We start from the raw sequence: 25,103 nt of genomic DNA on the forward strand, positions 1-25,103 counted from the left end.
AAGTAATATATGCAGCCTACACAAACAAACACAAATACAGTGCCAGACATGAAACCAAAAGGGCAGTTTCGGAATCTACCAAGTAAAAGGAAGATTGGTCGTCTGCTAATATCCTATTTCTTTTTATTAGTCGTAATGGTTGTAATGATTGTGCCTTTTTTATGGTCAGTCTCGACTGCATTAAAGGGACAAAACGAAGCTATCTTTTCATTTCCTCCACAGTTTATTCCTGAAAATATCACCTTAGATAATTTTATAACTGTATGGAATACACTCCCAATTCCTCTTTATTTATGGAATAGTACAATTTTAGCCTTTTGGGGAGTGGTTTTACCATTAATATTTTGTTCGTTAGCCGCTTATCCGTTAGCCCGAATGAATTTTAAAGGGAAAAATATTGTGTTTTTAGTTATTCTCTCCACGATGATGATACCTGCAGAAGTAACCATGATACCGATTTATTTGATTCTGGAAAAATTGCACCTAATTGGTTCATTTGCTGGTGTTATCTTGCCTGGGGCAGTTACGGCATTTGGTATCTTTTTAATGAGGCAGGCATTTATGGGTATCCCCAAGGAAATTGATGAATCTGCCATTATTGATGGCGCCAGACCTTGGCAAATTTGGTGGTATATTATGATACCGATGGTTAAGCCGATGCTTGCGACATTAGCTATTTTAAGTTTCATTGTTTCTTGGAACAATTTCTTATGGCCGCTTCTTGTTTTACAAGATCCAAACACATATCCATTAACAGTAGGTTTATATGACTTAAAAGGAGCCTTTGTAACGAATACTCGACTTGTTTCGGCAGGTGCAATAATTGCACTCATACCAATCTTAATTGTTTTTGTAGCATTTCAAAATTACTTTATTAAAGGTGCCTATAGCAGTGCCGTTAAGGGGTAAATGCTGCCAATTTAGTTTTGAAAATAATTCTTAATCGTATCCAATATCACATAGAATATGATGTAAAAGATCCCCATTTACCATTTTTTTTTGGATAACGGTGAAGAAAAAATCCTTTATGCTGTTTTGATGGTGGATTATTCTTTCATACGTTGGTGCGATTTTAAAAAAGAGGGGAAATGATGAAGAAACAACAGTTTTTGGACTTAATATACAAACAATTAATCGTTTCGTGTCAGGCTTTAGAGGATGAGCCATTACATGGCGCGATGTATATGGCCAAAATGGGTCTTGCTGCCAAAATGGGTGGTGCTGTAGCGATACGGGCAAATGGAAAGGAAGATATCATTGCAATTCGGGAAGCAACAGGATTGCCGACGATTGGCATTATCAAACGAGATTACCCGGATAGTGAAGTGTTTATAACACCTACGTTAAAGGAGGTTTCTGAGTTAATTGAATCTGGAACAGATGTTATCACACTTGATGCAACGTTTCGAGATCGACCAAACGGCGTTACCTTTAAAGAGTTAGTCTTGTATATCAGAAGGAATAGTTCAAGTCTAATCATGGCGGATGTGTCTACAGTTGCAGAAGGTATCTCTGCTGTTGAGGAGGGATGTGACCTTATCTCTACCACACTGTCAGGATATACGCCGTATAGTCCGCAATTGGAAGGACCTGATTTTGAACTTATTAAGGCCCTAACTTCAACTTGTAAAGTCCCAATTATTGCGGAGGGTAGAATATCGACTCCAGACGAGGCGGTTATGGCCTTTCAAAATGGTGCACATTCAATAGTAGTAGGGTCTGCCATTACAAGACCGCAGGAAATAACGAAGAAATTTGTAGAGAGAATTCAAAAAGCAGATCTAAAAAATGTACAGGTGATAAAAAATGATGATTAAGGACCTGGAAGTCATTCCTTTGTCGCTTCCAATGAAACAAAGTTTTCAAATTTCAGGAGGAACTGTAGGAGACAGTAATCAGGGTGCGCCGCATGTTTATGTGAAGATCGTGTCTGAAGACGGTATTGAAGGATGGGGAGAGGCAAGACCAAGTCATAGATGGAGTTATGAAACAATTGAAACAGTTGTTTCAACGATTCAGAAATACATCAAACCTTTACTCATTGGAAAGAAGGCGGATGACCTAACTACTATTCATGAAATCATGGATAAGGAAATTTCCTCTGGAATCTCAATGGGTCAGCCTATTTGTAAAGCGGCTGTTGATATGGCACTTTATGACCTGATCGGAAAAAGTTCCAATAAAACGTTGTCCGAACTTTGGCTTGGAAAGCCTAAGGGACATATTGATTTATCTTTTCTTATCAGTACAAGAAACATTGATGAAGCAGCCAAAAAAGCTAGATTTGCACGCGAAAACGGTTTTAAAGCTGTTGATGTGAAAATTGGATTCAACGTTGATTTTGACATGGAAGTTTTGGAAGCAGTGAAGGCGGAAGCCCCCAATTTATTTTTCAGGGTGGATGCAAATCAAGGTTATACTCTTCCTGAAGCAATAAAGGCAGGGAGGAAAATGGAGAATATCGGTGTGGACGTTTTTGAACAGCCCTTAAAAGCAAATGATCTGCTTGGGCATCGAGAATTGAGAAGAAAAACGTTCGTTCCGATTGCCTTAGACGAGAGTATTTGGAGTCCAAGCGATGTTTTACAAGCGATTCGACTAGAAGCCTGTGATTATGCCGTGATTAAACTTACCAAAATGGGAGGAATAACTGGTTCAAAATTAGCAGGAGAAATTGCGAAGGAAGCAAATCTTGGCTTACTTGGTGGCGGGTTAACAGAATCGACTTTAGGACTTACAAGTAGCGCTCACTTGTTCAATTATTTAGGAATCAACCTGCCATCCGATTTGAATGGCCCGTTTTTCTTAGCGGATGATCCGATTCAAAACAAAACAAGTATCGAAACAGGCGCGATTTCACTACCATCAGGGGACGGTATTGGCTGTGTCATAGATCCTAGAAAACTCGAAATATATCAAATTCAAGTTTAGCAGGAGGTTAAAATGGGTCGAAAAATTAGGTTTGGAATCATTGGTTGTGGTGTCATATCTCCTCTCCATGCTGAGGCGATTATAGCAAGTCCATTTACGGAGCTTGCTGCAGTTTCTGATTTGCGATTGGAGACAGCAAGGAAGTTTGCCGAAACATTTAGCGTTTCTACCTATGTTTCTGATTATAAAGAACTTCTCGCGATGGAAGATATAGATGTCGTTTCAATCTGTACTCCTAGCGGGACACATGGTCAAATTGCCATTGATGCAGCTATAGCTAAAAAACATATTCTTTGTGAAAAACCGCTTGATATAAGGGCTGAACGGATGACGCAAATGATTGAGACGTGTAGGGAGCAGGGGGTAAAATTAGGTTGTGTCTACCAACGAAGAGCTACAAGCGTCGTTAAAAAAGTAAAAGAAGCCATCTCTAACGATGAAATTGGAAAGTTGATCTTATGTGATGCCTACTTAAAATATTTTCGTGACCAGGCTTATTATGATAGTGCTGGCTGGCGAGGCACATGGGAAATGGATGGTGGAGGAGCTCTCATGAACCAAGGTGTTCACGGGATTGACCTATTTGTGTGGTTAACAGGTGGGGTTTCGAAAGTGTTTGCGAGGACGGCAGCTTTAGCAAGAAATATTGAGGTAGAGGATACCGCAGTATCTGTTCTAGAATGCAAGAACGGAGCTTTTGGCGTAATTGAAGGTACCACCTCTGTTTTTCCTGAGAGGAATACACGAATTGAGCTTTATGGGGAAAAGGGAACAATTATATTTGACGATAATGGAATCCAGGAGTGGATTACCATGGATAAAGGAGATATTACAAAAGAGATTAAAATTGAGCAGGAACAAATGGAAGGAGTTAGGTCAATTGGCCATTTTCATTTTGTAGAAGACATGGCTAAAGCAATTATTGAAGATCGAGAGCCTATGGTACCTGGTGAGGAAGCAAGAAAAGCAGTTGATTTGATCCTGTCCATCTACGAATCTTCTAACAACCAAAAAGAAGTTTACTTGTAAGGTAGCCTTCATAATGAAAATTTATGTGAGTGTAGATATGGAGGGTATCTCGGGTATTTTATTACCTGAACAATTGAAAAAAGGCGAATTGTATTATGAAGAGGCTAGGAAACTGTTAACTGCCGAAGTAAGTGTGGTTATTGAGGGCTTAATTGAAGCAGGGGCTGATGACATTTATGTCAAGGATGCCCATGGAACAGGGTACAATTTCATCGCTTCAGAATTGCCTCCTGAGGCGAAGTATTGTATGGGGGCAACAAATGTATCCAATCGCTTCCCTGGATTGGATTCATCGTTTGACGGTGCGATGTTAATTGGGTATCACGCAATGGGTGGAACTGAAAGCGCAATCAGAGATCATACAATGACATCAGTCGGTTGGCAATCCATTCACCTTAATGGAAGGCCAATTGGCGAAATCGGAATAGATAGCCTGTTATTTAGCTTACATCATGTACCCGTCCTTTTCGTAACTGGAGATAAAAAAACGTGTGCAGAGGCAATTACGGAAATTCCTAACGTACGAACGTACGAAACAAAGGAAGGGCTTGGAAGGCATGCAGCACTGATTAAACCACCTAAGCTAGTCTATAGGGAATTAAAAGAGGAGATAAAAGAATCAATTGATAATAGGAAAAATGTGTTGCCTGTTAACATAGATGGACCATACGAACTAGTAATGAAATTTTTAAGCACAGACCAGCTTGATCATAGGTACTTTGATGGTGTGCGAAGTAAACGAATTGACGGTTTAACAGCTTCATATACAAGTGACAATATCCTTGAGATTCTTTCATTAGCATTGTAAATAGTTGTGAGTAGAGGTGTAATAACTTTGGAATATTCAATTGGAATAGATATTGGCGGTACAAAGATCGCCGCGGGTATTATAAATAGAGAAGGCAGTGTCTTAATCAAGAAAACATTTTCCACGCCTCAAGAATCAAAAGATTCCATCATTCAGTTACTTGAAAATATTATTTTTTCCCTATCCGAGACAGCGAAAACGGAGGGGAAAAAGCTGGTTGGCATAGGAATAGGTACGGCTGGACAAATAGACTTTGAAAAAGGAAAGGTTCTCTCAGGAACAGCAAATATAAAGGATTGGAATGATGTTCCATTAAGAGATATTCTTTCAACAAAAACAGATTTGCCGATTTTTATAGAAAATGATGTTAATGTTCTTGCGCTCGCTGAACAGCAGCTTGGTATCGGAAGAAATGTTGAAAATCTTATATGCCTCGCTCTAGGCACAGGTGTTGGCGGAGGTGTGATTACAGGAGGTCAGTTACTTCGAGGTGCGTGGGGTGGCGGTGCTGAATTAGGTCACATTACAGTTGATATGAATGGGCCATTATGTAACTGTGGATTTCAGGGTTGCGTGGAGACTTATTCGTCAGGAACGGGAATCGCAAGAATGATGAGAGAAGAATTAGAATCTTATCATGATAGCAAAGGGAATAGTGAACTATTATATTATCAAAAACACCCTGAAGAAGTAACGAGCAGACTGGTTTTTGAATTAATGAGCGCAGGGAATGAAGTAGCTGAAAAAGTAGTGGAGACCGCTATTAATGCTCTTTCATTTGCGATTGTTAGCATGATACATACCTTCAATCCTTCACTAATCGTTCTTGGAGGAGGAGTATTACATGATGGAGCATGGTTTATTCAAAAGGTTCAAGAAAGAGTATCTGAATTGGGTATCCGTTCCCTCGTTGATCCAGTTGAGATAAAAGGAACCACGCTCGGTAATGATGCAGGACTAATAGGCGCGGCCATTCAGCCTTGGGTGTATGGAGTCGATGTAGAGGTTAATAAGGAAATCACTCAAAAGTAAATTGGATATCAATTTGAGATTTAACTTGAGGAGGATCGAAAATGAAACAGATAAAAATTGGAGTTATCGGTGCGGGAAGTATTTCAGACCTTCATTTTGGTTCTTATACCAAAAATCATTATGCTAAAATAGTTGCAGTTTGTGATCTCAATATTGAAAGGGCAGAACAAAAAGCAAAGACGTTTGGGGCAGAGCATGTATACACGGATTATCGTGAGCTTTTAGCTAATCCCGAAATCGATGCAGTAAGTATATGTACCTGGAATAATAGTCATGCTGAAATTAGCATTGCTGCACTTAAAGCTGGAAAGAACGTGCTTGTAGAAAAGCCATTATGTAAAACGGTTGAAGAGGCATTGGAAATTGAAAAGACAGTAAAGGAAACAGGAAAACTTCTCCAGGTAGGATTTGTCCGGCGGTACGCAAGCAACACTCGTATTCTTCAAAAATTTATTCAGAATGATGAATTAGGAGAAATTTATTATGCGAAGGCGTCTTGTATCCGAAGATTGGGGAATCCGGGGGGATGGTTCTCTGACGCAGAACGTTCGGGTGGAGGACCATTGATTGATTTAGGTGTTCACATGATTGATATATGCTGGTATTTAATGGGACGGCCAAAAGTAAAGTCGATTAGTGGTAATACTTATCATAAACTAGGAAACAGATCAAATATAGAAAACTTATCTTATTATAAAGCATCAGATTTCGATGCAACAAAAAATACAGTAGAAGACCTTGCGAATGCTCTCATTCGTTTTGAGAATGGAGCATCATTATTTGTTGATGTAAGCTTTTCACTTCATTCGAAGAAGGATGAAATCTCTGTTAAATTATTTGGAGAAAAGGGTGGAGCAGAGATAGAACCTGAACTCCTTATCGTTTCTGAAAAATACGATACCATTGTAAATCTGAATCCACAAATCGACAATTTGTCATTTGATTTTGTGAAGGCGTTTCAATCTGAAATCGATTATTTTATTGATTGCTGTCGTACTGGAAATGAAACGATTAGTCCAGTGGAAGACGGGGTTGAGATGATGAAAATCTTATGTGGAATATATGAATCTAGTAAGAAGGGGACAGAAATCCACTTTTAATTTTCCAATCGTAATTGAATAAAAGAATGTATGATATACTTTTCCTATATCCGAGAAGAAGGAGTAAACAATGAATACTATGACAAAATCGAACCCAATTATAATGATTACAAGTATCTATAAATCACTAACAAAGGCTGAACAAAAAGTAGCAGATTTCGTAATGTTGGATACGGAAGAAGCTGTCTATTCGTCAGTAACAGATCTTGCTGAAAAATCAGGAGTAGGAGAGACAACTGTTATTCGATTTTGTCGGAAGCTTGGGTTTCGTGGATATCAGGAGTTTAAGTTAGCAGTTGCACAAAACCTTGTTAGTCCTGAAGAGCATGTACATGGGAAAATTGAAGAGAATGACACACTTGAAGTAGTTTCTCGAAAAATAACAACCCAAAACACATATGCACTAGAAAATACACTTAACTTATTACAAACACAAGCACTCGAGAAAGCTGCCAATGCGATTGTCTCGGCAAACCGATTGTTTTGCTTCGGCATCGGTTCATCCGGTATAACGGCAATGGACGCAAATCACCGGTTCATGCGTTTTGGATATAATGTAATCCATTCCACCGATTCTCATGTCATGGCAATGAATGCGGCTCTTGCTACAAGAGATGATGTTGTCTTCGGCATATCAACCTCGGGAAGTACAAAAGATGTTGTTGACGCAATTCGAATTGCTAAGGAAAATAACAACGCATTTGTTATTTGTCTAACCAATCATGCACGATCACCAATTACAAAGTATGCAGACGTTATTTTACTAGCTGCGTCTAAGGAGTCACCACTCCAAGGCGGTGCATTTTCTTCAAAGATTGCCCAACTTCATTTACTTGATATTTTAACAACTGTGATTGGCTTAAAGGATAAGGGCAAAACCTTCAAATCTATTGAACAGACAGCAAAAGCGGTTTTAGATAAAATGTACTAATTGTTTTATACAGTAGATGCAGTTTTTGGCTGCATCTTCTTTTATAAGGTAGCGGGATAAATTAAACGAATAAAGGGCTGGGGTGATGATCATGAAAACAAGTGTAAGTATGTATAGTTTACATAAATATACAGTAAATGAAAATCTGGACGTGTTTGGATTTATTGAGTATGCTTCTTCTATTGGTCTGCATGGAGTGGAGCTTTTAGATATGTACTGGAAAGATGTGGACCAAGAAATACCAAGGGTAAAGCGTATGTTGTCAGAAAAAAATCTGATGGTAAGTGCCTACGATATTTCAAATAATTTTGTGAAGACCAGTGAAGACGAAAGAAAAACCGAGATTCAGAAAGTATATAACGGCATAGATATTGCTAAAATACTGAACACAAATGTCGTTCGAATTTTTAGTGGTGACGTAAGTGAAAACGTTTCCTATGAACAGGGGAAAACTTGGATCATCGAATGCTTAAAAGAATGTGCTAATTATGCTGAAGAGCAAGGCATCATTCTTGCTATTGAAAATCACGGGTATTTTGCTGGTAGAAGTGAACAAGTTACTGAATTAATTGAAACTGTCAATTCTACCCATGTACGAAGCACTCTTGATACAGGTAATTTCCTTTTAGTAGATGAAGAGCCGAGTCATGCTGTAACGGCATTAAAAAAATATGTTGCACATGTGCACTTTAAGGATTTTGTTCAGGTCGGAAAAGAATATGAGGGTCATGCTTTTCGCTCATTATCCGGTGATAAATTTGTAGGAACAGTCGCTGGGGAAGGAAAAGTGGATTTGAATCATGTCATTCATGAGCTAAAAAGTGTCAATTACCATGGATGGCTTTCTGTAGAATATGAAGGAACCGACGATCCAAAAGTAGGAGCAGAAAAGTCAGTGAATAATCTAAAACAAATCTTACAAGCCATGTCGTCTTAAAAACTAACAACACTGGAGATTTCCTAACTCAAATCGCAAAAGAGCTACTCGAAATTCCTTCAAAAAGAATTTGGGGTAGTTCTTACTATTGAAATTATACAAAATTATGTTGAACTATAAATCTTCCAATTAAGAAAGTGGTGGTAAAGTGTTCTCGCATGATGGAAAGTTGTTTAAAGTAATGGAGGCAATTGGAAATATCTGTTTCTTAAATGTATTATGGCTTATTTCCTCGCTTCCTATCATCACAATCCCAGCATCGACTTCTGCCATGCTTGGAGTTATTAAAGGCTTATTAGAAGGAAATGAGCAGTCATTAACAAAAGCGTTTTATCGTGATTTTAAAACGTATTTTAAAAAGGCAAGTATGATTGGAGTACTTCAACTACTAATTGGAGTGGTTTTGGTGGCTGACCTTCTCGTTATGTGGAATTTGGAGGGGGGTTATCGTTATATCATGTTTCCGTTATTTGGCTTATTTGCTTTGACTTTTTTATCGATGTCTTTATATATTTATCCATTGCTAGTGGATTTTGATATGTCTTACAAGGAATTAATTAAACAATCGTTTTATTTATCAACAACCCGACCTGCTACTCCAATTATCATGTTTCTTTTTATAAGTATTATTATTTTTACCTGGACATTTGTTCCGTTTTTACCTATTATATGTGCCTTTAGTCTGTTAGGGTTTGTAAATTACTACACTTGTAAAAGAACCATTTCTAAAAAATTTGCTATTGAATAAAGGGGTTTGTATATGAAAATCGTGTATTTACCGCTAGATGAGAGACCATGTAACCTTGTCTATCCACAACAACTAGCTGCTGCTGCAGATATGACCTTACAAGTTCCGAGTAAAAAAATATTAGGAAATAAGAAGATACCTGCTGCATATAGTGATATTCGAGATTGGTTAGTTCAAGAAACGAAGGATGCTCATTATTTAATCATTTCATTGGATATGCTTGTTTATGGAGGGATCGTACCTTCTAGATTACACAAGTTATCTAAAGATGAATGTCAGTTTAGGCTTGATCTGATTCGGGAGTTAAAAAAGCAAAATAAAAATCTTACAATCTATGCATTTAACTTAATTATGAGAGTTCCGAATTATAATAGTAGCGATGAAGAACCTACTTATTACGAGTTTTACGGCGAAAATATTTCTACTTATGGAAAATTAATAGATAAAGAAACAAGAAGCAAACTTACTGAAACAGAAGTCCATAAGCTAACTGAACTGAAAGCAGAAATTCCTTCAGATGTATTAAATGATTTTATCGGAAGGAGAAAGATAAACACCTTCATAAATAATGCTTCAATCGAACTGGTGGATGAAGGCTTGATTGATTCATTAATTATTCCGCTTGATGATAATGCCGAATTTGGTTTTAGTTCAATTGAGCAAAAAGTTCTCGTATCTAAAGTTGAACAATTGAATTTATTCGATAAGATAGCGATTTACCCCGGTGCAGATGAAATAGGCTGTACTTTATTTGCGAAGGCTTTCTGTGAAATTCATAATTTTACACCATCCATTTATATCAGATACTCCTCCACAAAAGGACCTTTTATCATTCCAAAATATGAGGACCGAAGTTTACATGAAAGTATAAAATCACATATAACCGCAATGGGTGGTATAGTTGCTGACAATTCAATTGAGGCTGATGCACTATTATTTACACATTCACCTGCGGTAAGCCAATCAGGGGTCGCCGAACCAAATCAAGCCTTTTATGAAAGGCATCAATCGTATTCCTCCGAAGTTAACTATCGGGAATTTGTCCATGCATTAAAATATTTTGTAAAAAAGGGGAAAGTGATTGGATTAGCAGATGTGGCGACTTGTAATGGAAGTGACCAAACCCTGATGAATTTTATAAAAAAAGTAGGGCTGGTGGAAGAAGTTGATGCCTATGCAGGATGGAATACATCAGGAAATACATTAGGAACTGTCATTTCACATACAATCATTGAATCCTATTTTAATAAACAAAACGTAGTTAATACAGATAGGAAGAGGAAGAGCAGAGAATTCTATTATTCTAGGCTTGTAGAGGACTGGGGCTACCAAACAATTGCTAGAAGGCATGTATCTACACATGATGTACCTCGTCTTGGTGGAACCTATTTCGATATTTCAGACCAACTAGACAATATCGAAAACTTGATAAAAAAACAGCTTTCCGTTTTTATTGAGAATCACTTATCTGATCTATCGGAAGGGAAAATCATGTTGAATAATGTGTATTCCCCATGGAAACGTATGTTTGAAGTAGGATTCGACTTGACATTTCACCCTTACGAGGAGAAATAGTTATGAACTATATAATTTCTTCATACGTTTTGTACCATCTGCCAATTGAAAAAGCCATATATACCCTCCTGGAGCATGGGTGGATGAGGATTGAAATTATGTGTGAAGGGCATGGGTATGAAATGTTATTCTGGGATGAACAAAAGTGTATTCAATTACATGATTTACTCGTCAAATATCAGGCGAAAGTTCAATTCCATTTGCCGAATAAGAAGTTTAATCCAGCTTCAAGTGATCCAAAGGTTATTGAGGAAACAGAAGATATTTGGAACAAGTGTATAAAATTAGCGAAATACTTTCATAGTGATTATTTACTCTGTCATCCGGGTAGAGCCTCAGATTATAAAAAAGGGTTAACTAACATTCAGGACTTTTTTGATAAAAAAGTTCATGCAATACCTGAAAATACAATTCTTCTACTGGAAAATGTCCCCCCTTATAAATATGAAATAGGATCTACGAGTGATGATCTATTACCTATTCTGAATAGAATCAATCAAGATAAAGTGGGCTTGTGCTTTGATACCGGGCATGCGTACTTAGCGAGTAGAAGTAAGTTTGTAGAGGAATTATTAGCTCTAAAGGAATTTATTAAAGGATTCCACATCAACGATAACCATGGAATCAAGGATGAACATTTGGCAGTAGGAAATGGAGAAATTCCTTTTGATCTAATTCTTGAATGGGTTAAGGAAACGCACTATTATATAAATTTCGAGATGAAAAATATTGAATTTGTAAATCAATCTGTAAAACGATTCCCATAAGAAAATCAATGTATACGAAAGGAGTTTGAACCTTGCTTCCATATCGTTTACTTGCTTTAGATTTAGATGGAACAACCTTAAATGAGAATAAGGAAATTACTTTGCCAACTAAATATTGGGTTAAAAAGGCAGTAGAGAATGGGGTTATTGTTTCCATTGCAACTGGTAGAGGTCGACAAATGGCAGAGGTATTTAGAAAAGAATTGGCCCTTCATTCACCAATGGTGTTTTTAAATGGTGCAGAGATTTGGAAAACACCGGATGATTTATTTGAAAGACATTATTTAAGGACTCGCGACATCCTAAGACTTCACCAACTTGCCATTCAAACCGACTCCTGGTTTTGGGGCTTTACTGCAGACCGCTTCATTAGAAAAAACGATTGGAAGGATGATGATGTAAATGAAAAATGGATGAAATTTGGCTTATTAAATAGTAATGTAACTTTAATCGAAAAACTAAAGCTTGAATTAGAAAGTTGGGACCATTTAGAAATTACTCAGTCCGCAGATAATAATATTGAGATTTCAGCAAAAGGGATAACAAAGGAGTATGGTATTCGAAAGGTTTGCAGTTTGTTAGATATCGAACTAGAGAACGTAATGGCAATCGGAGATAGTTTTAATGACTTGAAACTCATCAAATCTGTTGGGTTGGGTGTTGCAATGGAAAATGCATCAGAGAAGATCAAGAGTAGTGCAGATGTGATTACTTCCTCAAACGAAAAGGATGGGGTAGCAAGGGCAATATGCCAATACATATTCGAAACCGATTATCGTTAAAATCTTTTACGAATAAAGAAATATGAAGGATTTTCCTTTGATGGTTTTCGATATTGACAAAACTTGTTGTTCTACATTCAAAATACCCTAATAAACTTGTAACATCATCTTAGAAATTATCGTTAGGAGTGGGATTTTGAAAAAAGCTGATCAATTTATCGTACATGCAGACCGAGAACGTGTCTATTCTGTTTTTATGGACCCAATGAAATTAGGGCCATGTTTTCCGGGCTGTAAAGAAGTTAAACAAGTAAGTCCAACAAAATATGAAACATTGGTTGAGGTCAAGGTCCAATTTGTCCCAATTAAAATACAAGGGGTAGGGGAGTTAAAAGAGTCTGTAAAAAATGAGAGAATCGTCGTCGAAATGAAGGGAAAGCCGGTATCACTTGCGGGCTCCTTTACAAATACTCTGACGGCCAACCTGAAGGAAATTGAACCGGATAAAACACTCGTCGAATATGAAATGGATTTTGAGTTGTCGGGAAAATTAGCCAAGGTTGGAGAGGTTTTGATGAAGGGATCGAGCAATAAACAATCCGAGGAATTCATGAAAAACGTACAAGAACTATTTCAGAATACGTAAATACAAAAGAGATTAGTAGAACAACTCTGCTAATCTCTTTCTTTTATATTCGAGGCTGTTCAGGTTGCTTGCGCCTTTCCGATTAGAAAGTGCTTTCAAAAGAAGCTTTAACAATTCGCTCTGGATGTGAATAGATGTTAAGCTTACCACCACGAATAAAGCCAACAGCGGTAATATTAAGCTCTTCTGCCATTTTAATCGCTAAATCAGTAGGTGCTGATTTAGATAATACAATGCCGACCCCAATCTTTGCAGCCTTTAATAAGACCTCTGAAGAAATTCGACCGCTAAACACGATCACCTTATCACGAACTGGAATTTTATTCAGTAAGCAGTATCCGTATATTTTATCTAAGGCATTATGTCTCCCGATATCGGTTCGGTTCACAATCATTTCTGTTGGTGTACAAAGTGCAGCATTATGCACGCCACCCGTGTCTTTAAAAACAATGCTATTTTGCTGCATTTCATTCATTAAGCCGATGCATTCTTCCGGTGTAAGGGTAATCGTTGATGTTGATGTTTTCGCTGTCTTTGCATCATTCACAAAGTAAAATTGTCTGCCTTTTCCACAGCAAGAACCGATAAAACGCTTTGAATAATATTCCTGACTTGTAGTCACCTGAGTTGTCGTTTCAACATATGCATAGCCCTGGCCTTCATCAATATGGAGACTTTTGATTTCGTCTCTAAAACGGATGACACCTTCTGAAGCCAAAAAACCAATCACTAGTTCCTCTAGCTCTGAAGGGGTACATACCATCGTCGCAAATTCCTGTTGATTTAAAAGAATCGTTAATGGAAATTCAGTAACGATTTGATCATCGTCGTTAAATAATTGACCATCTTCAAATTTGATAATCTCTTTTCGAATAGTAATAGAATCCATAATCGATACACCTCACTTTCCAATTGAACTGACCAATGATAGTAAACTCTAATTGATTACTAATATATAAACATACTTTTTTTGGTAAGACAACTCTTAAATATTTTCATAACTCAAAATAATTTAACGAAAATCTATTGTATTATTTTGCTAGGTTTGATACTATCGTAACAAAGAGTTCACAATATCGACACACTTTTGTCACAGGATAGCGAACCTGTCTCTGCTGCAAAAGGTCGAATGTTGAAAGCGATTACTGTTAATTTTGTAGTAGCGATCCTGCTAGGTAAATTAACCGTCATCATCCTTATTTGCTTATTTAAGCATAGGGCTGTTGGCGGTTTTTTTGTTCTAAGAACAGATACTGCAAAATTAAACACCAATAGTTCAAAAAAAGGAGAGTTGAAATGGAAAAGACGAAAAATCGGTGGCTGATCGCAGCCTCGGCAGTAGGAATTCACTTATCGATTGGTTCTGTATACGCATGGAGTGTATTTACAAAGCCACTTCAATCAGAATTCGGTTGGGATTTAACCGACATCAGCATGACATTTAGTATTGCGATCCTTTTCTTAGGATTATCCGCAGCCTTTCTAGGGCATTTTGTTGAAAAATATGGCCCTCGTGCATCTGGTATTCTTGCTGCGCTTTTCTTTGGTGTGGGAATCACAGGATCTGGGCTTGCAATCAACTTAGAATCATTGCCATTATTATATTTATTCTATGGTGCTTTAGGTGGAATTGGTCTAGGCGTTGGTTATATTGCACCTGTATCCACATTAGTTAAATGGTTCCCAGATAGACGTGGAATGGCTACAGGACTAGCAATAATGGGCTTTGGATTTGCATCTCTAATTAGTAGTCCAATCATGCAAAAGCTTATTGTATCCGTGGGAATAGCAAATACATTTTATATTTTAGGAATTTCATATTTTATTATTATGATCGTGTCATCCCTATACCTTGCTCCCCCTCAGGCAGGTTGGTTACCAGCTGGCTTTAAGGAAAAGGTTGCAAGTGGAGCTAAACAGGTCAAACAGGATTTATCACAACTAACTGCAAACCAAGCTGTTAAAACAAAACGTTTTTATTACTTATGGCTTATGCTCTTTATAAACGTGACCTGCGGAATTGCAATTATCTCTGCTGCTTCACCACTCGCTCAAGAAAGTGTAGGATTAACTCCAGTCGCAGCTGCAGCATTAGTTGGGGTTTTAGGTGCATTTAACGGCCTTGGACGTATTGGTTGGGCATCAGTTTCTGATTATTTAGGAAGACCGAATACATATACAGTATTCTTTGTTATTCAAGTTATTGCATTCCCGTTACTTCCATATGTGTCTAATCCATTGTTATTCCAAATCTTACTAGCGCTTATATACACTTGTTATGGTGGTGGGTTCGCAGCGATCCCTGCATACATCGGCGATTTGTTTGGAACAAAACAACTTGGGGCCATCCACGGTTATATTTTAACTGCATGGGCAGCTGCAGGACTTGCTGGTCCGATGTTCGCTTCATGGATTCGTGACACCACAGGAAGCTATACACAAAGTTTAACAGTGTTTACGGCACTATTTGCGGTCGCATTGGCGATTTCACTTTTGATCCGTTTGGATATTAAGAAACTGCGAAAACAACAAGCTGGAAAAGGTGCTGAGCTTGCTAGTTGACATTCATTGGTAATCTTGATTAACTAAGGTTAATGAAGTTTGGAATAAGAGGGTAGAACAAAAATGAATAAGTACGAAGCAGAGTTTAGCAATCTAGTAAGGTCTTTTCGCAAAAAGCACATGGGGAAAGGACCAAGTAAAATCACAACAACGTTTTGTAAAAACTGGGCCATTTGTGAAATGGAAGGTAACCTATCTCCAGTGGAAAAATTTATTGCAGCCGCAGATGAAGGAAAACAAATGCTTCGTGCGGCAAGAACCGAAATGGTAAAAGAAATGTATCGCAAAAACAGGCCCGTTGAAATGGAAGAATTTTTAGGTTCAAACCTAGTCGATTTATTTGTAGATATTGATATTGACCGAGATTTCGGAATGTCCGTCTTTGTATTTGATCAAGATCTAGAAAAGAAGTTTTTAACTAAATAAAAGACAACATCTTGTGTTGGCACTTGGTAGCGACCCTGCTAAAGACTAACCACCGTTTCATTTTTCTAACATCCTAGAATCATGTTTCGGTGGTTTTTTCTATAATTTAAGCTTTTTAAAAGGAATAAGCAGTATGAATACAGAAAGCACAGTTAATATAAGTTAGCTTTTACCATACACATAGTAATAACAAGTAGGAAGAGGGGGATTAATCATGGGAGAAACGAAGCATCAGGGACCAATTAAATCTACGAAAATGCCACAACCAAAGCACTGGGTCAGTCCGATTCCCTTTGGGTTAGGAAAGGTGAAGCCAAAGCATATTCGTGACACCATGAAAGTTGCTTGGGAAAATAAGGATAATATTGGATATGCAACACGTATTTTAACGCAGGGTGTTTGCGACGGCTGTGCCCTTGGAGTTTCTGGTCTATATGATCAAACACTGAAGGGGCCGCATATGTGTACAACTAGGCTCAATGTGCTACGTCTAAGCACAATGCCAGCAATTAACTCAGAGATTCTTCATGCAGATATTGATGAACTCCGCAAGTATAACAGTACTGAACTGCGAAAGCTTGGAAGAATTCCATATCCAATGATTCGCAGAAAAGGAGAAAGAAAGTTTTCTAGAATCTCCTGGGATGAAGCGATGGATATGGTAGCCAATAAAATGAAGAAGCTAGATCCAAAGCAATATGCATTTTATTTAACTTCTAGGGGAATTACAAATGAATCGTATTATGTTGCTGCTAAGGTTTCTCGATTCTTAGGAACAAACCATATTGACAACGCTTCCCGTATTTGTCACTCTCCTAGTAAAACAGCGATGAAGCGGTCCATAGGTGTTGGGGCTTCAACAGCTAATTACCAAGATTGGATGGGCACAGATGTATTAGTATTCTGGGGAAGTGTCGCATCAAACAGCTCACCTGTTTCTACAAAATACATGCTAGAAGCGAAAAAGCGTGGCACAAAAATCATTGTGATTAACCCGCATAGAGAACCGGCAATGGATAAATATTGGATTCCATCCAATATGGAATCCGCATTATTTGGAACGAAGCTTGCGGATGATTTCTATCAAGTGAGCATTGGTGGAGACATTGCCTTTATGTTCGGAATTATGAAGCACTGGTTTGAAATGGAGGAAAAGCAGCAAGGATCTGCAATCAATCATGAATTCGTAAAGGAACATGTGAATGGTTACGAAGAGTTAAAAGCACATGCGAAAGCGCAAAACTGGGAAGAAATTGAGAAATCATCTGGTGTGTCCAAAGAACGTATTGGCGAGTTGGCAGAGCTACTGGCAAAGAGCAAAAATGCAGTGTATACATGGGCGATGGGCTTAACCATGCATTCGTTTGCAACCGATAATATTTCACAGGTAGCCAATCTTGCTCTTCTACGTGGTCACTTAGGACGTAAATACAATGGACTCATGCCATTCCGTGGTCACTCCTCTGTACAAGGGTCGGGTGAAATGGGAGCAGACCCATTTGTACTACCTGGTGGTGAATTTGATGAAAAAAATATCGAGCGCCTTGAAAAAGTTTGGGGCTTTGAGATTGAAAAATGGCAAGGGGATATTGTCGGAGTAACTCTAGAAAATATCTTACTTCCAGAAGACCATGAGCGAAAAGTAAAACTCTATTATATGTCCGGTGGGAATTTCCTGGAAACCATGCCAGACCCTGTTTTCGTTGAAAAAGCATTGTCAAACCTTGATATCCGTGTCCATCAAGACATTATCTTGAATACATCGACACTTGTAGATGCAAAAGAAGCAGTGATTGTCTTACCTGCAAAAACGCGTTATGAGCAAGAGGGTGGCGGGACTTCAACGTCGACTGAGCGTATGGTGTATTTTTCACCTGAAATAGATGGAAATAAGAATGAAATTAAAGAAGCACGTGCTGAGTGGAAGATTTATGTTGACCTCGCTAAGCGAGTTAAGCCAGAAAAAGCGCATCTCATCGATTTTAAGAGTGGCCAAGAAATTCGTGATGAAATTGCGATTGCAAACCCAAACTACAATGGAATTCAACACCTCAAGAAAAAAGGAGATGTGTTCCAATGGGGTGGAGCGTGGCTTTGTGAAGGTGGAATTTGTCCAACTCCAGATGGTAGAGGGAACTTAATTCCAGTTGAAATTCCTGACTTTGGTAAAAAAGAAGAACAATTCGTGTTAACCACACGTCGTGGTAAACAGTTTAATTCGATGATTTATAAAGAGGTTGATCCATTTAATGGAGCAGGACGCTATGATGTGCTAATCAATCCAGAGGATGCTGCAGAGCTGCGTATTCGAGAAGGTGAAGCGATTGTGGTACACAATGGATTTGGTGTCTTCCAAGGAAAAGCAAAATTTGCGGATATCGCAAGAAAAAATCTTGGCGTGTTCTTCCCAGAAGGTAACTTCTTGTTACCAAAAGGACGCTATGAAAAATTTGCAGGTATCCCTGATTACAACATTGCAGTATATGTTGAAAAAGCAGAACGTTTTAATGCACGAAAAGACACGCAATACCAAGAAAAAGAAATTGAGGATGATTTAGACGTAAATCCTCCAGCGTAATAAATCGCCCCCCAAATCTAAATTGGGGGGCATTTTTATGTAGTTATCAGGGAACTGTTAAGAATAATCTTGAATTCCTGGGGTGTTACAATTGATATCGTTTCGTGGAGATGCACATAAAATTTATCTAAAGCTAAAAAGGAATGCGCGAAGGGATCGAACCTTTATGCATCTGAAGGAAATGGAGGAAGTGCGTAAAATCCAGCATTTTTATGAAGGGATTGACTCGCAAACCTTAAAAATCATATATTACCGCATGTTAAAAGAACAAAATGGATCTGGAATCATTCCAATTTTAATCACAGCCGTTCCATGGTTTTTATTTCTTTTTTCAAACCAATTGCAAAAATTTCTGTTTGGAAGAGGACATTTTTATTTAATTCTTTTCACCGTCCTTTATTTTTTTCTCCTGTTTTTTACCGTTGTCCTCCATTTCCGCGAAAAAGCGTGGGCATCCTTCCACATTGAAATCATTTGCGATATTTTGGAGGAACGAAAAGAAGCTGGGAAATGAGTTCCCAACTTCTTTTTTTAATATAGTAAAAGGATAATGGACAAGGTTACAATCCCCATCATAATGGATGAAATGAGTCCTACAAATAATGGGCGTAAACCTACGGATTTAATCTTTTTAAAATCTGTACCTAGTCCAACGCTTGCCATCACCATGAGGATTAAGAATTTTGCCACTCCATCCGTTACACTTATAAGCGATGATGGAAGGGAGAAGATCGTATTCACCGCAACAGCTCCGGCGAAAAATAATATAAAGGATGGAAATACCTTGCTTATTTTCACCTTATTTGTTGTGTTCTCTTTTGATTTCATTGAAATATAGATTGATAGAATTAGAGCTGCAGGAACAAGCATGAGTGTTCGAATTAATTTGATTACAACGGATGTATCTCCAGCTGCACTGCTATAACTATACCCCGCAGCCACGACCGATGAAGTATCATGTATCGCGACACCTGCCCACATACCAAAAATATGATCGGGCAGCGAAAAAAGTTGTCCTAAAAGGGGATAGAATAAAACGGCCAATACATTAAATGCAAAAATGGTATTAATGGCATACGCTGTTTCTTCCTCTTTCGCACGAATAATTGGACTAGATGTTACAATAGCAGTTGCTCCACAAATTGCAGTTCCGAGTGAAACCAGAATGGGAATATTTCCTTCTAGTTTAAACAACTTGGCCACAATAAATGTAAAAAGAATACCAGCTAAAACCGCAATAATGACTAAAAAGATTGCTTCATACCCAAGCTGAAAGATACTAGAATAACTAAGACCGAAACCTAAAAGAACAATGGCTGTTTTCAATAAGGTTTTTAACGTATAGGAAATCCCTTCAGTATAGACAGCTGGAATACGTAGAAAGTTTCGGACAAGGATGCCGATAATAATCGCAATTACAGCCCCTCCGATTAATGGGAAATCTTTCCCTAAAGAGTTCGCCAAAACTCCTATCATAAAAACAAGAGCCACACCAGGTAGCTTATTACGAAATGTAAGTGGAAAATTGAATTTAAAAGATTTTTTTTCATATGTTTCCGATACTTGTAGATTTGCGTTGCTCATATGCTTCATCCTTAACATCATTTTCTACTTTTTATCTTAACACAGCGCGGATACCCTTCCCACTTTTTTCTTCTTCCTTTATAATTAACTTAACTATAGATTTAAGAATAAGAATGAAACGTTTTGTGACCACCACGTGTGGCCCAAAAAAAGGGGAAGTGATTTCTCACTTCCCAACACGAACAGATAAAGAATAAGGAGCTAACACCACACTGTATAGTATGCACAACATCCCTTGGACATGTGGGGTAGTACACTACGTCAAACGCACATTTTTACCAAAATAAGTAAAATAAATAAAAAAGGTGTTTTTTATGATTGAACAAGCAAAGCAAGTCCTACAATCGTATTTTGGGTATCCCTCCTTCAGACCGGGGCAGGAATCCATTATCGAGAACATTTTACAAGGAAATGATACACTCGCGATTATGCCTACTGGGGGTGGAAAGTCGATATGCTATCAAATTCCAGCCCTCATTTTTGAGGGAACAACGATAGTCATTTCTCCATTAATTTCTTTAATGAAGGACCAGGTAGACACATTGCTTAGTGTCGGGATTTCAGCCACCTATATTAACAGTAGTATATCAATGCAGGAAATTCAGGAAAGACTCCAGGAAGCACGTGCTGGCCGTTATAAAATCATTTATATTGCTCCTGAACGACTTGAATCCTCTCAGTTTCGATCCCTTTTATCTTCCATACCTATTTCAATGATTGCCGTTGATGAAGCACATTGTATTTCACAATGGGGGCATGATTTCAGGCCAAGCTACCGAAATATCCATTTTATGATTGCAGAATTGCCATCAAAACCGGTTGTAGCCGCATTAACGGCAACAGCAACAGTTGAAGTAAAAGAAGATATTTGTAGCCAGCTTCAGATTGACCCCTATGCTGTATTTATCACTGGGTTTGCGAGAGATAATTTAACATTCAATGTTTTAAAAGGTGAGAACAAGCGAGATTTTGTAAAAAGCTTTGTACTCGAGAATAAGAATCAATCGGGAATTGTTTATGCGGCAACTCGTCGTGAGGTAAATGAACTTCATTCGTTTCTAGAAAAGGAAGGATTTTTAGTAGGGAAATATCATGCAGGCCTTTCAGATGAAGAGCGAAAACAAGCACAGGAGGATTTCCTATTTGACACTGTGAATGTAATGATTGCGACAAATGCTTTCGGTATGGGGATTGATAAAAGTAATGTAAGGTATGTTATTCACTATAACTTACCGAAGAATATTGAAGCCTACTACCAAGAAGCCGGGCGAGCAGGACGGGATGGTGAAAAAAGTGATTGTTATCTATTATTTGCCTCGCAGGATATCCAGCTCCAAAAATTTCTAATAGAGCAATCCACTACGGATGAAGGGAAAAAGGAGCAGGAATATCACAAGCTCCAGCAAATGATTGACTATTGTCACACCGAGAAATGCTTACAAAGCTACATACTAGAGTATTTTGGTGAGATGGAAAGCGCTGAATGCGGACGTTGTTTTAACTGTACAGATGACCGTGAAAAAATCGATGTGACAACAGAGGCACTCATGGTATTCTCGTGTATCAAACGGATGAAGGAGCGCTATGGAAAGACATTGGTTGCTCAGGTGTTAAAAGGGTCAAAGAATAAAAAAATTCAACAGTTTGGATTTACGTCTTTGTCTACCTATGGCTTACTAAAGCAGTATTCGGAAAAACAAATCGTTGGTTTGATCGACTTTTTGACTGCAGAAGGGTATGTCAAACTGACCAATTCCCAATATCCTGTGCTTATCCTTGATGCAAAGGCATTACCTGTTCTAAAAGGGGAAGTTAAAATTTACAAGAAGGAACAGGTGCAGAAAAAGCAGGTTGTTACCGATAATACATTATTTGAAATCCTTCGCGATGTCCGCAAAAGTATTTCGGCACGTGATGGCGTGCCACCGTATATTGTCTTTTCAGATAGCACATTACGAGAAATGAGTGAAGTGGCTCCTATGGATGAGAAAGAGCTCCTTGAAATTAAAGGGGTTGCCCAGACGAAGCTAGAGCGTTATGGAGAGGATTTCTTAACTGCGATACGACAGTATGTTGAGGACAAAGAGGCTCTCACCCATCAATAGCCCATTTTACCTAGGACAATTAACCATATTAATGCGTCCTGAATAGTACTGATATGGACTATTGTGTAGGGAGAGAAGAAAATGTCTATAAACAGTTACCCAGATGAGCAAAGACAAAAAACACTTGCTTGGCATGAAACACTTGAGCTTCATGAACTCGTAGTATTTCAGTCTATAGGTCTTATGAAACTTAAGGATGCGATTGGAAAGGTTCAGGATCGTGAATTAAGACAACTATATCAACAAACCATTAGGGACCTTGAAGCAAATCTTAATGAGTTATTAAGGTTTTACAATATGGCTCCACGTGAGGATGTTGCAGAAAGACGTTTGGATCCAGCCTTTTATGCAGGTGATTTATTAGCGTTTGCTAAAACATCTGTCCGTAATTATGCAATTGCAGTCACCGAGACTGCGACGCCGCAATTGCGAGATGTGTTCTCTAAACATTTACAAAAAGCCATTCAATGTCATGCCAATGTATATAATTATATGTACAAAAACGGGTATTATCCGTCCTATGATTTTGAAAAATTGCTAAGTCATGATGTGACACTAGCGAGAAAGGCTCTATCAATGTAAACCTAGCAAAAGGCATCAAATTTGGTGCCTTTTGCCTAAGTAGAAATCGATTTATGCTTCAAAAAGCTTTTCCATCGCATGGTTTCGTTCTTGCTGTTCTTCTTTTGGAGCTAGATCGTATTTTTTTAAAAGATGAAATAATTCATTCAATGTTAATTGGGTACGTTCGGTTTCTAGGAATTGAGCAGCTTTGTTGTAAAGCTCCTTCGGCAGAAAATTTTCTTGGCTTTGAAGCTTTTTACTTACATCTTCTTTTGAGTGATCGATATTGCAAGTTGACATATCATATACCTCCATTTCAAGATTCTACCTTCAATTCTAGCATGTTTGGAGGAGGATAGGGGAGAAACCCTAAACCTACAACTTCATTAATTGGGAAAGGGAAATTGCTAAACCAGGTTATCAAGTATGTTTTTGGATAAAATCAGGAGATTATGTGCCTGTAAACTCCGTTATCATGCATGCATTTGGAAAAAGTTAGGTGAATGAGTGCTGGTAAACCCCGTTATCGTACATGTATTTGGATAAAACTAGGAGAGTGAGTGCTAGCAAACTCCGTTAACGCGCATGCATTTGGAAAAAGTTAGGATATTGAGTACTAGCAAACTCAGTTAACTGCATTCACTTGGAAAAAAGCAGGAGACCAGGTACCAGCAAATTGTCCAACTATAGCCATTTACGAACAAAATCAATCTATTATCAACACAGAAATATTCCATTACAACAATCAATACCCCTAGTGATATCCCACACTACACATTTCATAACCATCTAGTAAAATGGGTGAAAGAAGGGGAGGGATGGAATGGCCTATTATATTTGGATATTCTTAAATGCAGTACTCGTAATAAGCACGTTTATTTACATATGGGTTTTTAGAACGCATGACTCACAGGTCGTGATATTAGGGCAAGTTTTCGCCCAAATCGCAATCATCCTCTTTATCGTAAATGTAAATATGTACTTTATCTTTCTTGTCATCCGCAGGACGAAGGTTCGCAAGCTGAAGATAACACTTGCGAAATTGTCACGCTACATGATGAAGACTCATATCCAGCTTGCGATCATTGGAACTATTTTGATTGTGTTTCATGGGGGGATAATGCTTGCAAAATTCGGAGAGATTATTGGGTTTTTAAATCCTAAAATCATAAGTGGCATTTTTGCTTTGTTTTGCTTGGCGTTGACGCTTTTTGCCGGGTACCTGCGTCATCAAAAGTCATCAGGGTTTCGGCGAAAATTTCATTATACAACGGCTTTTCTATTTACCTTTGTGTTTCTTATACATGTATTCCCCCCATTATAAAAGACAAAGAAGACCGCCCACATATCCGTTCTGGTTAGTCCCGCAACAAGCGATGTTGGAAGTAGTGGACGGTCTTAGCAATAGTATATGTTTTGGGTGCAAACTATTATGCGTTTTTTTTCAACGTGGAAATGATGCTATGTTTTATATCATTCCAAAGTGCCCCGTCAGTTGTAATACGCTCAGTAAACTTGTTAATAAATGCCTTAAATGCAGCCTCATATTCAGGAGACTCTTTATCAGGTACATTTGCCTTTAATTCATCGGCAATTGCTTGGGCTTCAGGTGCTCTTGGCCCCCATTTACCAATCTCTTCGAAATCCTTATTCACAAAAATAATAATTGGAATTGAACGTGATTTACCGTTTGTTAAGTATTGATCCATTAATTCTAAATTTTCGTCGCGAATTAAATAACGTGTTTCTAACAATGCTTCATCCGCAATTCTCATGAGAATAGGGAGGTTGACCATTGCGTCTCCACACCAATCGGCTGCTAAAATAATCGCTTTTAGCTCCTTTTCTTGAAGGGATTGAAGTAATTCTTTATCAGATTCGTCTAAACGAAACTGATTATAGACCTTCAAAAGGTTTTCTTTGTGAACTTGCATGCTATTGATGTAGTCGTATTGGTTCATGCCTTTTTCAAACCATGGTTTTAAGTCTGCCATTATGTATTCCTCCTCAATTGAACTATCTGCCTCTACTATAAATGATTAAGGAAAATCATACCAC

General features: G+C 38.1%; 25 protein-coding genes. 21 read left to right on the plus strand and 4 right to left on the minus strand.

The features are described from left to right. Positions 1-9 precede the first annotated feature (9 nt). The 14 genes from V7138_RS17665 to V7138_RS17730 all read left to right on the plus strand — a co-directional run bounded on the left by V7138_RS17665 (position 10) and on the right by V7138_RS17730 (position 13,226). Positions 10-909: a carbohydrate ABC transporter permease gene (locus V7138_RS17665; protein WP_335399777.1), complete on the plus strand. Its 900-nt coding sequence runs from the start codon at positions 10-12 to the stop codon at positions 907-909. A 182-nt stretch (positions 910-1,091) separates the two neighbouring features. Further along, positions 1,092-1,817, plus strand: a complete 726-nt coding sequence (locus V7138_RS17670) for an N-acetylmannosamine-6-phosphate 2-epimerase (protein WP_335399779.1) — start codon at positions 1,092-1,094, stop codon at positions 1,815-1,817. Further along, positions 1,807-2,931 carry a mandelate racemase/muconate lactonizing enzyme family protein gene (locus tag V7138_RS17675; protein ID WP_335399782.1) on the plus strand — a complete coding sequence of 375 codons (1,125 nt, stop codon included), beginning with the start codon at positions 1,807-1,809 and terminating at the stop codon, positions 2,929-2,931. The genes V7138_RS17670 and V7138_RS17675 overlap by 11 nt, the downstream gene beginning before the upstream one ends. A 12-nt stretch (positions 2,932-2,943) precedes the next feature. Next, the gene (locus V7138_RS17680; protein WP_335399783.1) at positions 2,944-3,960 is read left to right on the plus strand and encodes a Gfo/Idh/MocA family protein; all 1,017 of its coding nucleotides are present in this window, start codon (positions 2,944-2,946) and stop codon (positions 3,958-3,960) included. A 13-nt stretch (positions 3,961-3,973) separates the two neighbouring features. Next, positions 3,974-4,768 (plus strand): M55 family metallopeptidase, encoded by a 795-nt coding sequence (locus V7138_RS17685; RefSeq protein ID WP_335399785.1) that lies wholly within the window; start codon positions 3,974-3,976, stop codon positions 4,766-4,768. Between the two features lie 27 nt (positions 4,769-4,795). After that, positions 4,796-5,800 carry an ROK family protein gene (locus tag V7138_RS17690; RefSeq protein WP_335399788.1) on the plus strand — a complete coding sequence of 335 codons (1,005 nt, stop codon included), beginning with the start codon at positions 4,796-4,798 and terminating at the stop codon, positions 5,798-5,800. Between the two features lie 41 nt (positions 5,801-5,841). Further along, positions 5,842-6,900, plus strand: a complete 1,059-nt coding sequence (locus V7138_RS17695) for a Gfo/Idh/MocA family protein (RefSeq protein ID WP_335399793.1) — start codon at positions 5,842-5,844, stop codon at positions 6,898-6,900. Between the two features lie 79 nt (positions 6,901-6,979). Continuing rightward, complete coding sequence (locus tag V7138_RS17700; protein WP_335400587.1) at positions 6,980-7,831, plus strand: MurR/RpiR family transcriptional regulator; 852 nt, start codon at positions 6,980-6,982, stop codon at positions 7,829-7,831. Between the two features lie 91 nt (positions 7,832-7,922). Next, complete coding sequence (locus V7138_RS17705) at positions 7,923-8,768, plus strand: sugar phosphate isomerase/epimerase family protein (protein WP_335399795.1); 846 nt, start codon at positions 7,923-7,925, stop codon at positions 8,766-8,768. 148 nt (positions 8,769-8,916) lie between these two features. Beyond that, positions 8,917-9,516, plus strand: coding sequence for a YesL family protein (locus V7138_RS17710; protein ID WP_335399797.1), 600 nt, complete (start codon positions 8,917-8,919; stop codon positions 9,514-9,516). Between the two features lie 12 nt (positions 9,517-9,528). Then, positions 9,529-11,091 carry a DUF4127 family protein gene (locus tag V7138_RS17715; protein WP_335399800.1) on the plus strand — a complete coding sequence of 521 codons (1,563 nt, stop codon included), beginning with the start codon at positions 9,529-9,531 and terminating at the stop codon, positions 11,089-11,091. 2 nt (positions 11,092-11,093) lie between these two features. Next, complete coding sequence (locus V7138_RS17720; protein WP_335399802.1) at positions 11,094-11,858, plus strand: sugar phosphate isomerase/epimerase family protein; 765 nt, start codon at positions 11,094-11,096, stop codon at positions 11,856-11,858. A 32-nt stretch (positions 11,859-11,890) separates the two neighbouring features. Continuing rightward, positions 11,891-12,640 carry a Cof-type HAD-IIB family hydrolase gene (locus V7138_RS17725; RefSeq protein ID WP_335399805.1) on the plus strand — a complete coding sequence of 250 codons (750 nt, stop codon included), beginning with the start codon at positions 11,891-11,893 and terminating at the stop codon, positions 12,638-12,640. 136 nt (positions 12,641-12,776) lie between these two features. Continuing rightward, positions 12,777-13,226 carry a CoxG family protein gene (locus tag V7138_RS17730; RefSeq protein ID WP_335399808.1) on the plus strand — a complete coding sequence of 150 codons (450 nt, stop codon included), beginning with the start codon at positions 12,777-12,779 and terminating at the stop codon, positions 13,224-13,226. A gap of 82 nt (positions 13,227-13,308) precedes the next feature. Here the strand turns inward: V7138_RS17730 and fdhD are convergent, their stop codons facing one another. After that, on the minus strand, positions 13,309-14,118 hold the full coding sequence (gene fdhD / locus V7138_RS17735; protein WP_335400589.1) for a formate dehydrogenase accessory sulfurtransferase FdhD: 810 nt from the start codon (positions 14,116-14,118) through the stop codon (positions 13,309-13,311). Positions 14,119-14,522: 404 nt separating this feature from the next. Between fdhD and V7138_RS17740 the strand changes: the two genes are divergently transcribed. From V7138_RS17740 to V7138_RS17755, 4 genes are all read left to right on the plus strand, one after another. After that, on the plus strand, positions 14,523-15,788 hold the full coding sequence (locus tag V7138_RS17740) for an L-lactate MFS transporter (protein WP_335399811.1): 1,266 nt from the start codon (positions 14,523-14,525) through the stop codon (positions 15,786-15,788). A 63-nt stretch (positions 15,789-15,851) separates the two neighbouring features. Next, positions 15,852-16,214: a DUF2294 domain-containing protein gene (locus tag V7138_RS17745; protein WP_335399813.1), complete on the plus strand. Its 363-nt coding sequence runs from the start codon at positions 15,852-15,854 to the stop codon at positions 16,212-16,214. A 214-nt stretch (positions 16,215-16,428) separates the two neighbouring features. Further along, a complete protein-coding gene (locus V7138_RS17750) occupies positions 16,429-18,792 on the plus strand; it encodes an FdhF/YdeP family oxidoreductase (protein ID WP_335399815.1) in 2,364 nt (787 codons plus the stop codon). An 82-nt stretch (positions 18,793-18,874) separates the two neighbouring features. After that, positions 18,875-19,306 carry a hypothetical protein gene (locus tag V7138_RS17755; protein ID WP_335399817.1) on the plus strand — a complete coding sequence of 144 codons (432 nt, stop codon included), beginning with the start codon at positions 18,875-18,877 and terminating at the stop codon, positions 19,304-19,306. A gap of 17 nt (positions 19,307-19,323) precedes the next feature. On the opposite strand, the gene V7138_RS17760 is transcribed toward V7138_RS17755, so the two are convergent. Beyond that, positions 19,324-20,376 carry a YeiH family protein gene (locus V7138_RS17760; protein ID WP_335399820.1) on the minus strand — a complete coding sequence of 351 codons (1,053 nt, stop codon included), beginning with the start codon at positions 20,374-20,376 and terminating at the stop codon, positions 19,324-19,326. Between the two features lie 314 nt (positions 20,377-20,690). Here V7138_RS17760 and recQ point away from each other — a divergent pair, with 314 nt between their 5' ends. After that, a complete protein-coding gene (gene recQ, locus V7138_RS17765) occupies positions 20,691-22,481 on the plus strand; it encodes a DNA helicase RecQ (RefSeq protein ID WP_335399822.1) in 1,791 nt (596 codons plus the stop codon). An 81-nt stretch (positions 22,482-22,562) separates the two neighbouring features. Continuing rightward, entirely contained in the window at positions 22,563-23,063 is a 501-nt protein-coding gene (locus tag V7138_RS17770; protein WP_335399824.1) for a spore coat protein, read from the plus strand. A 51-nt stretch (positions 23,064-23,114) separates the two neighbouring features. Here V7138_RS17770 and V7138_RS17775 read toward each other — a convergent pair whose 3' ends face one another. Further along, positions 23,115-23,345, minus strand: a complete 231-nt coding sequence (locus V7138_RS17775) for a hypothetical protein (protein ID WP_335399827.1) — start codon at positions 23,343-23,345, stop codon at positions 23,115-23,117. A 523-nt stretch (positions 23,346-23,868) separates the two neighbouring features. Here V7138_RS17775 and V7138_RS17780 point away from each other — a divergent pair. Further along, positions 23,869-24,369: a hypothetical protein gene (locus V7138_RS17780; RefSeq protein ID WP_335399830.1), complete on the plus strand. Its 501-nt coding sequence runs from the start codon at positions 23,869-23,871 to the stop codon at positions 24,367-24,369. Positions 24,370-24,475: 106 nt separating this feature from the next. Here V7138_RS17780 and V7138_RS17785 read toward each other — a convergent pair whose 3' ends face one another. Continuing rightward, entirely contained in the window at positions 24,476-25,039 is a 564-nt protein-coding gene (locus V7138_RS17785) for a thioredoxin family protein (protein WP_335399833.1), read from the minus strand. Positions 25,040-25,103: the final 64 nt, after the last annotated feature.

Source organism: Bacillus sp. JJ1533 (genome assembly GCF_036965045.1).
Lineage (GTDB): Bacteria > Bacillota > Bacilli > Bacillales > Bacillaceae_L > Ferdinandcohnia.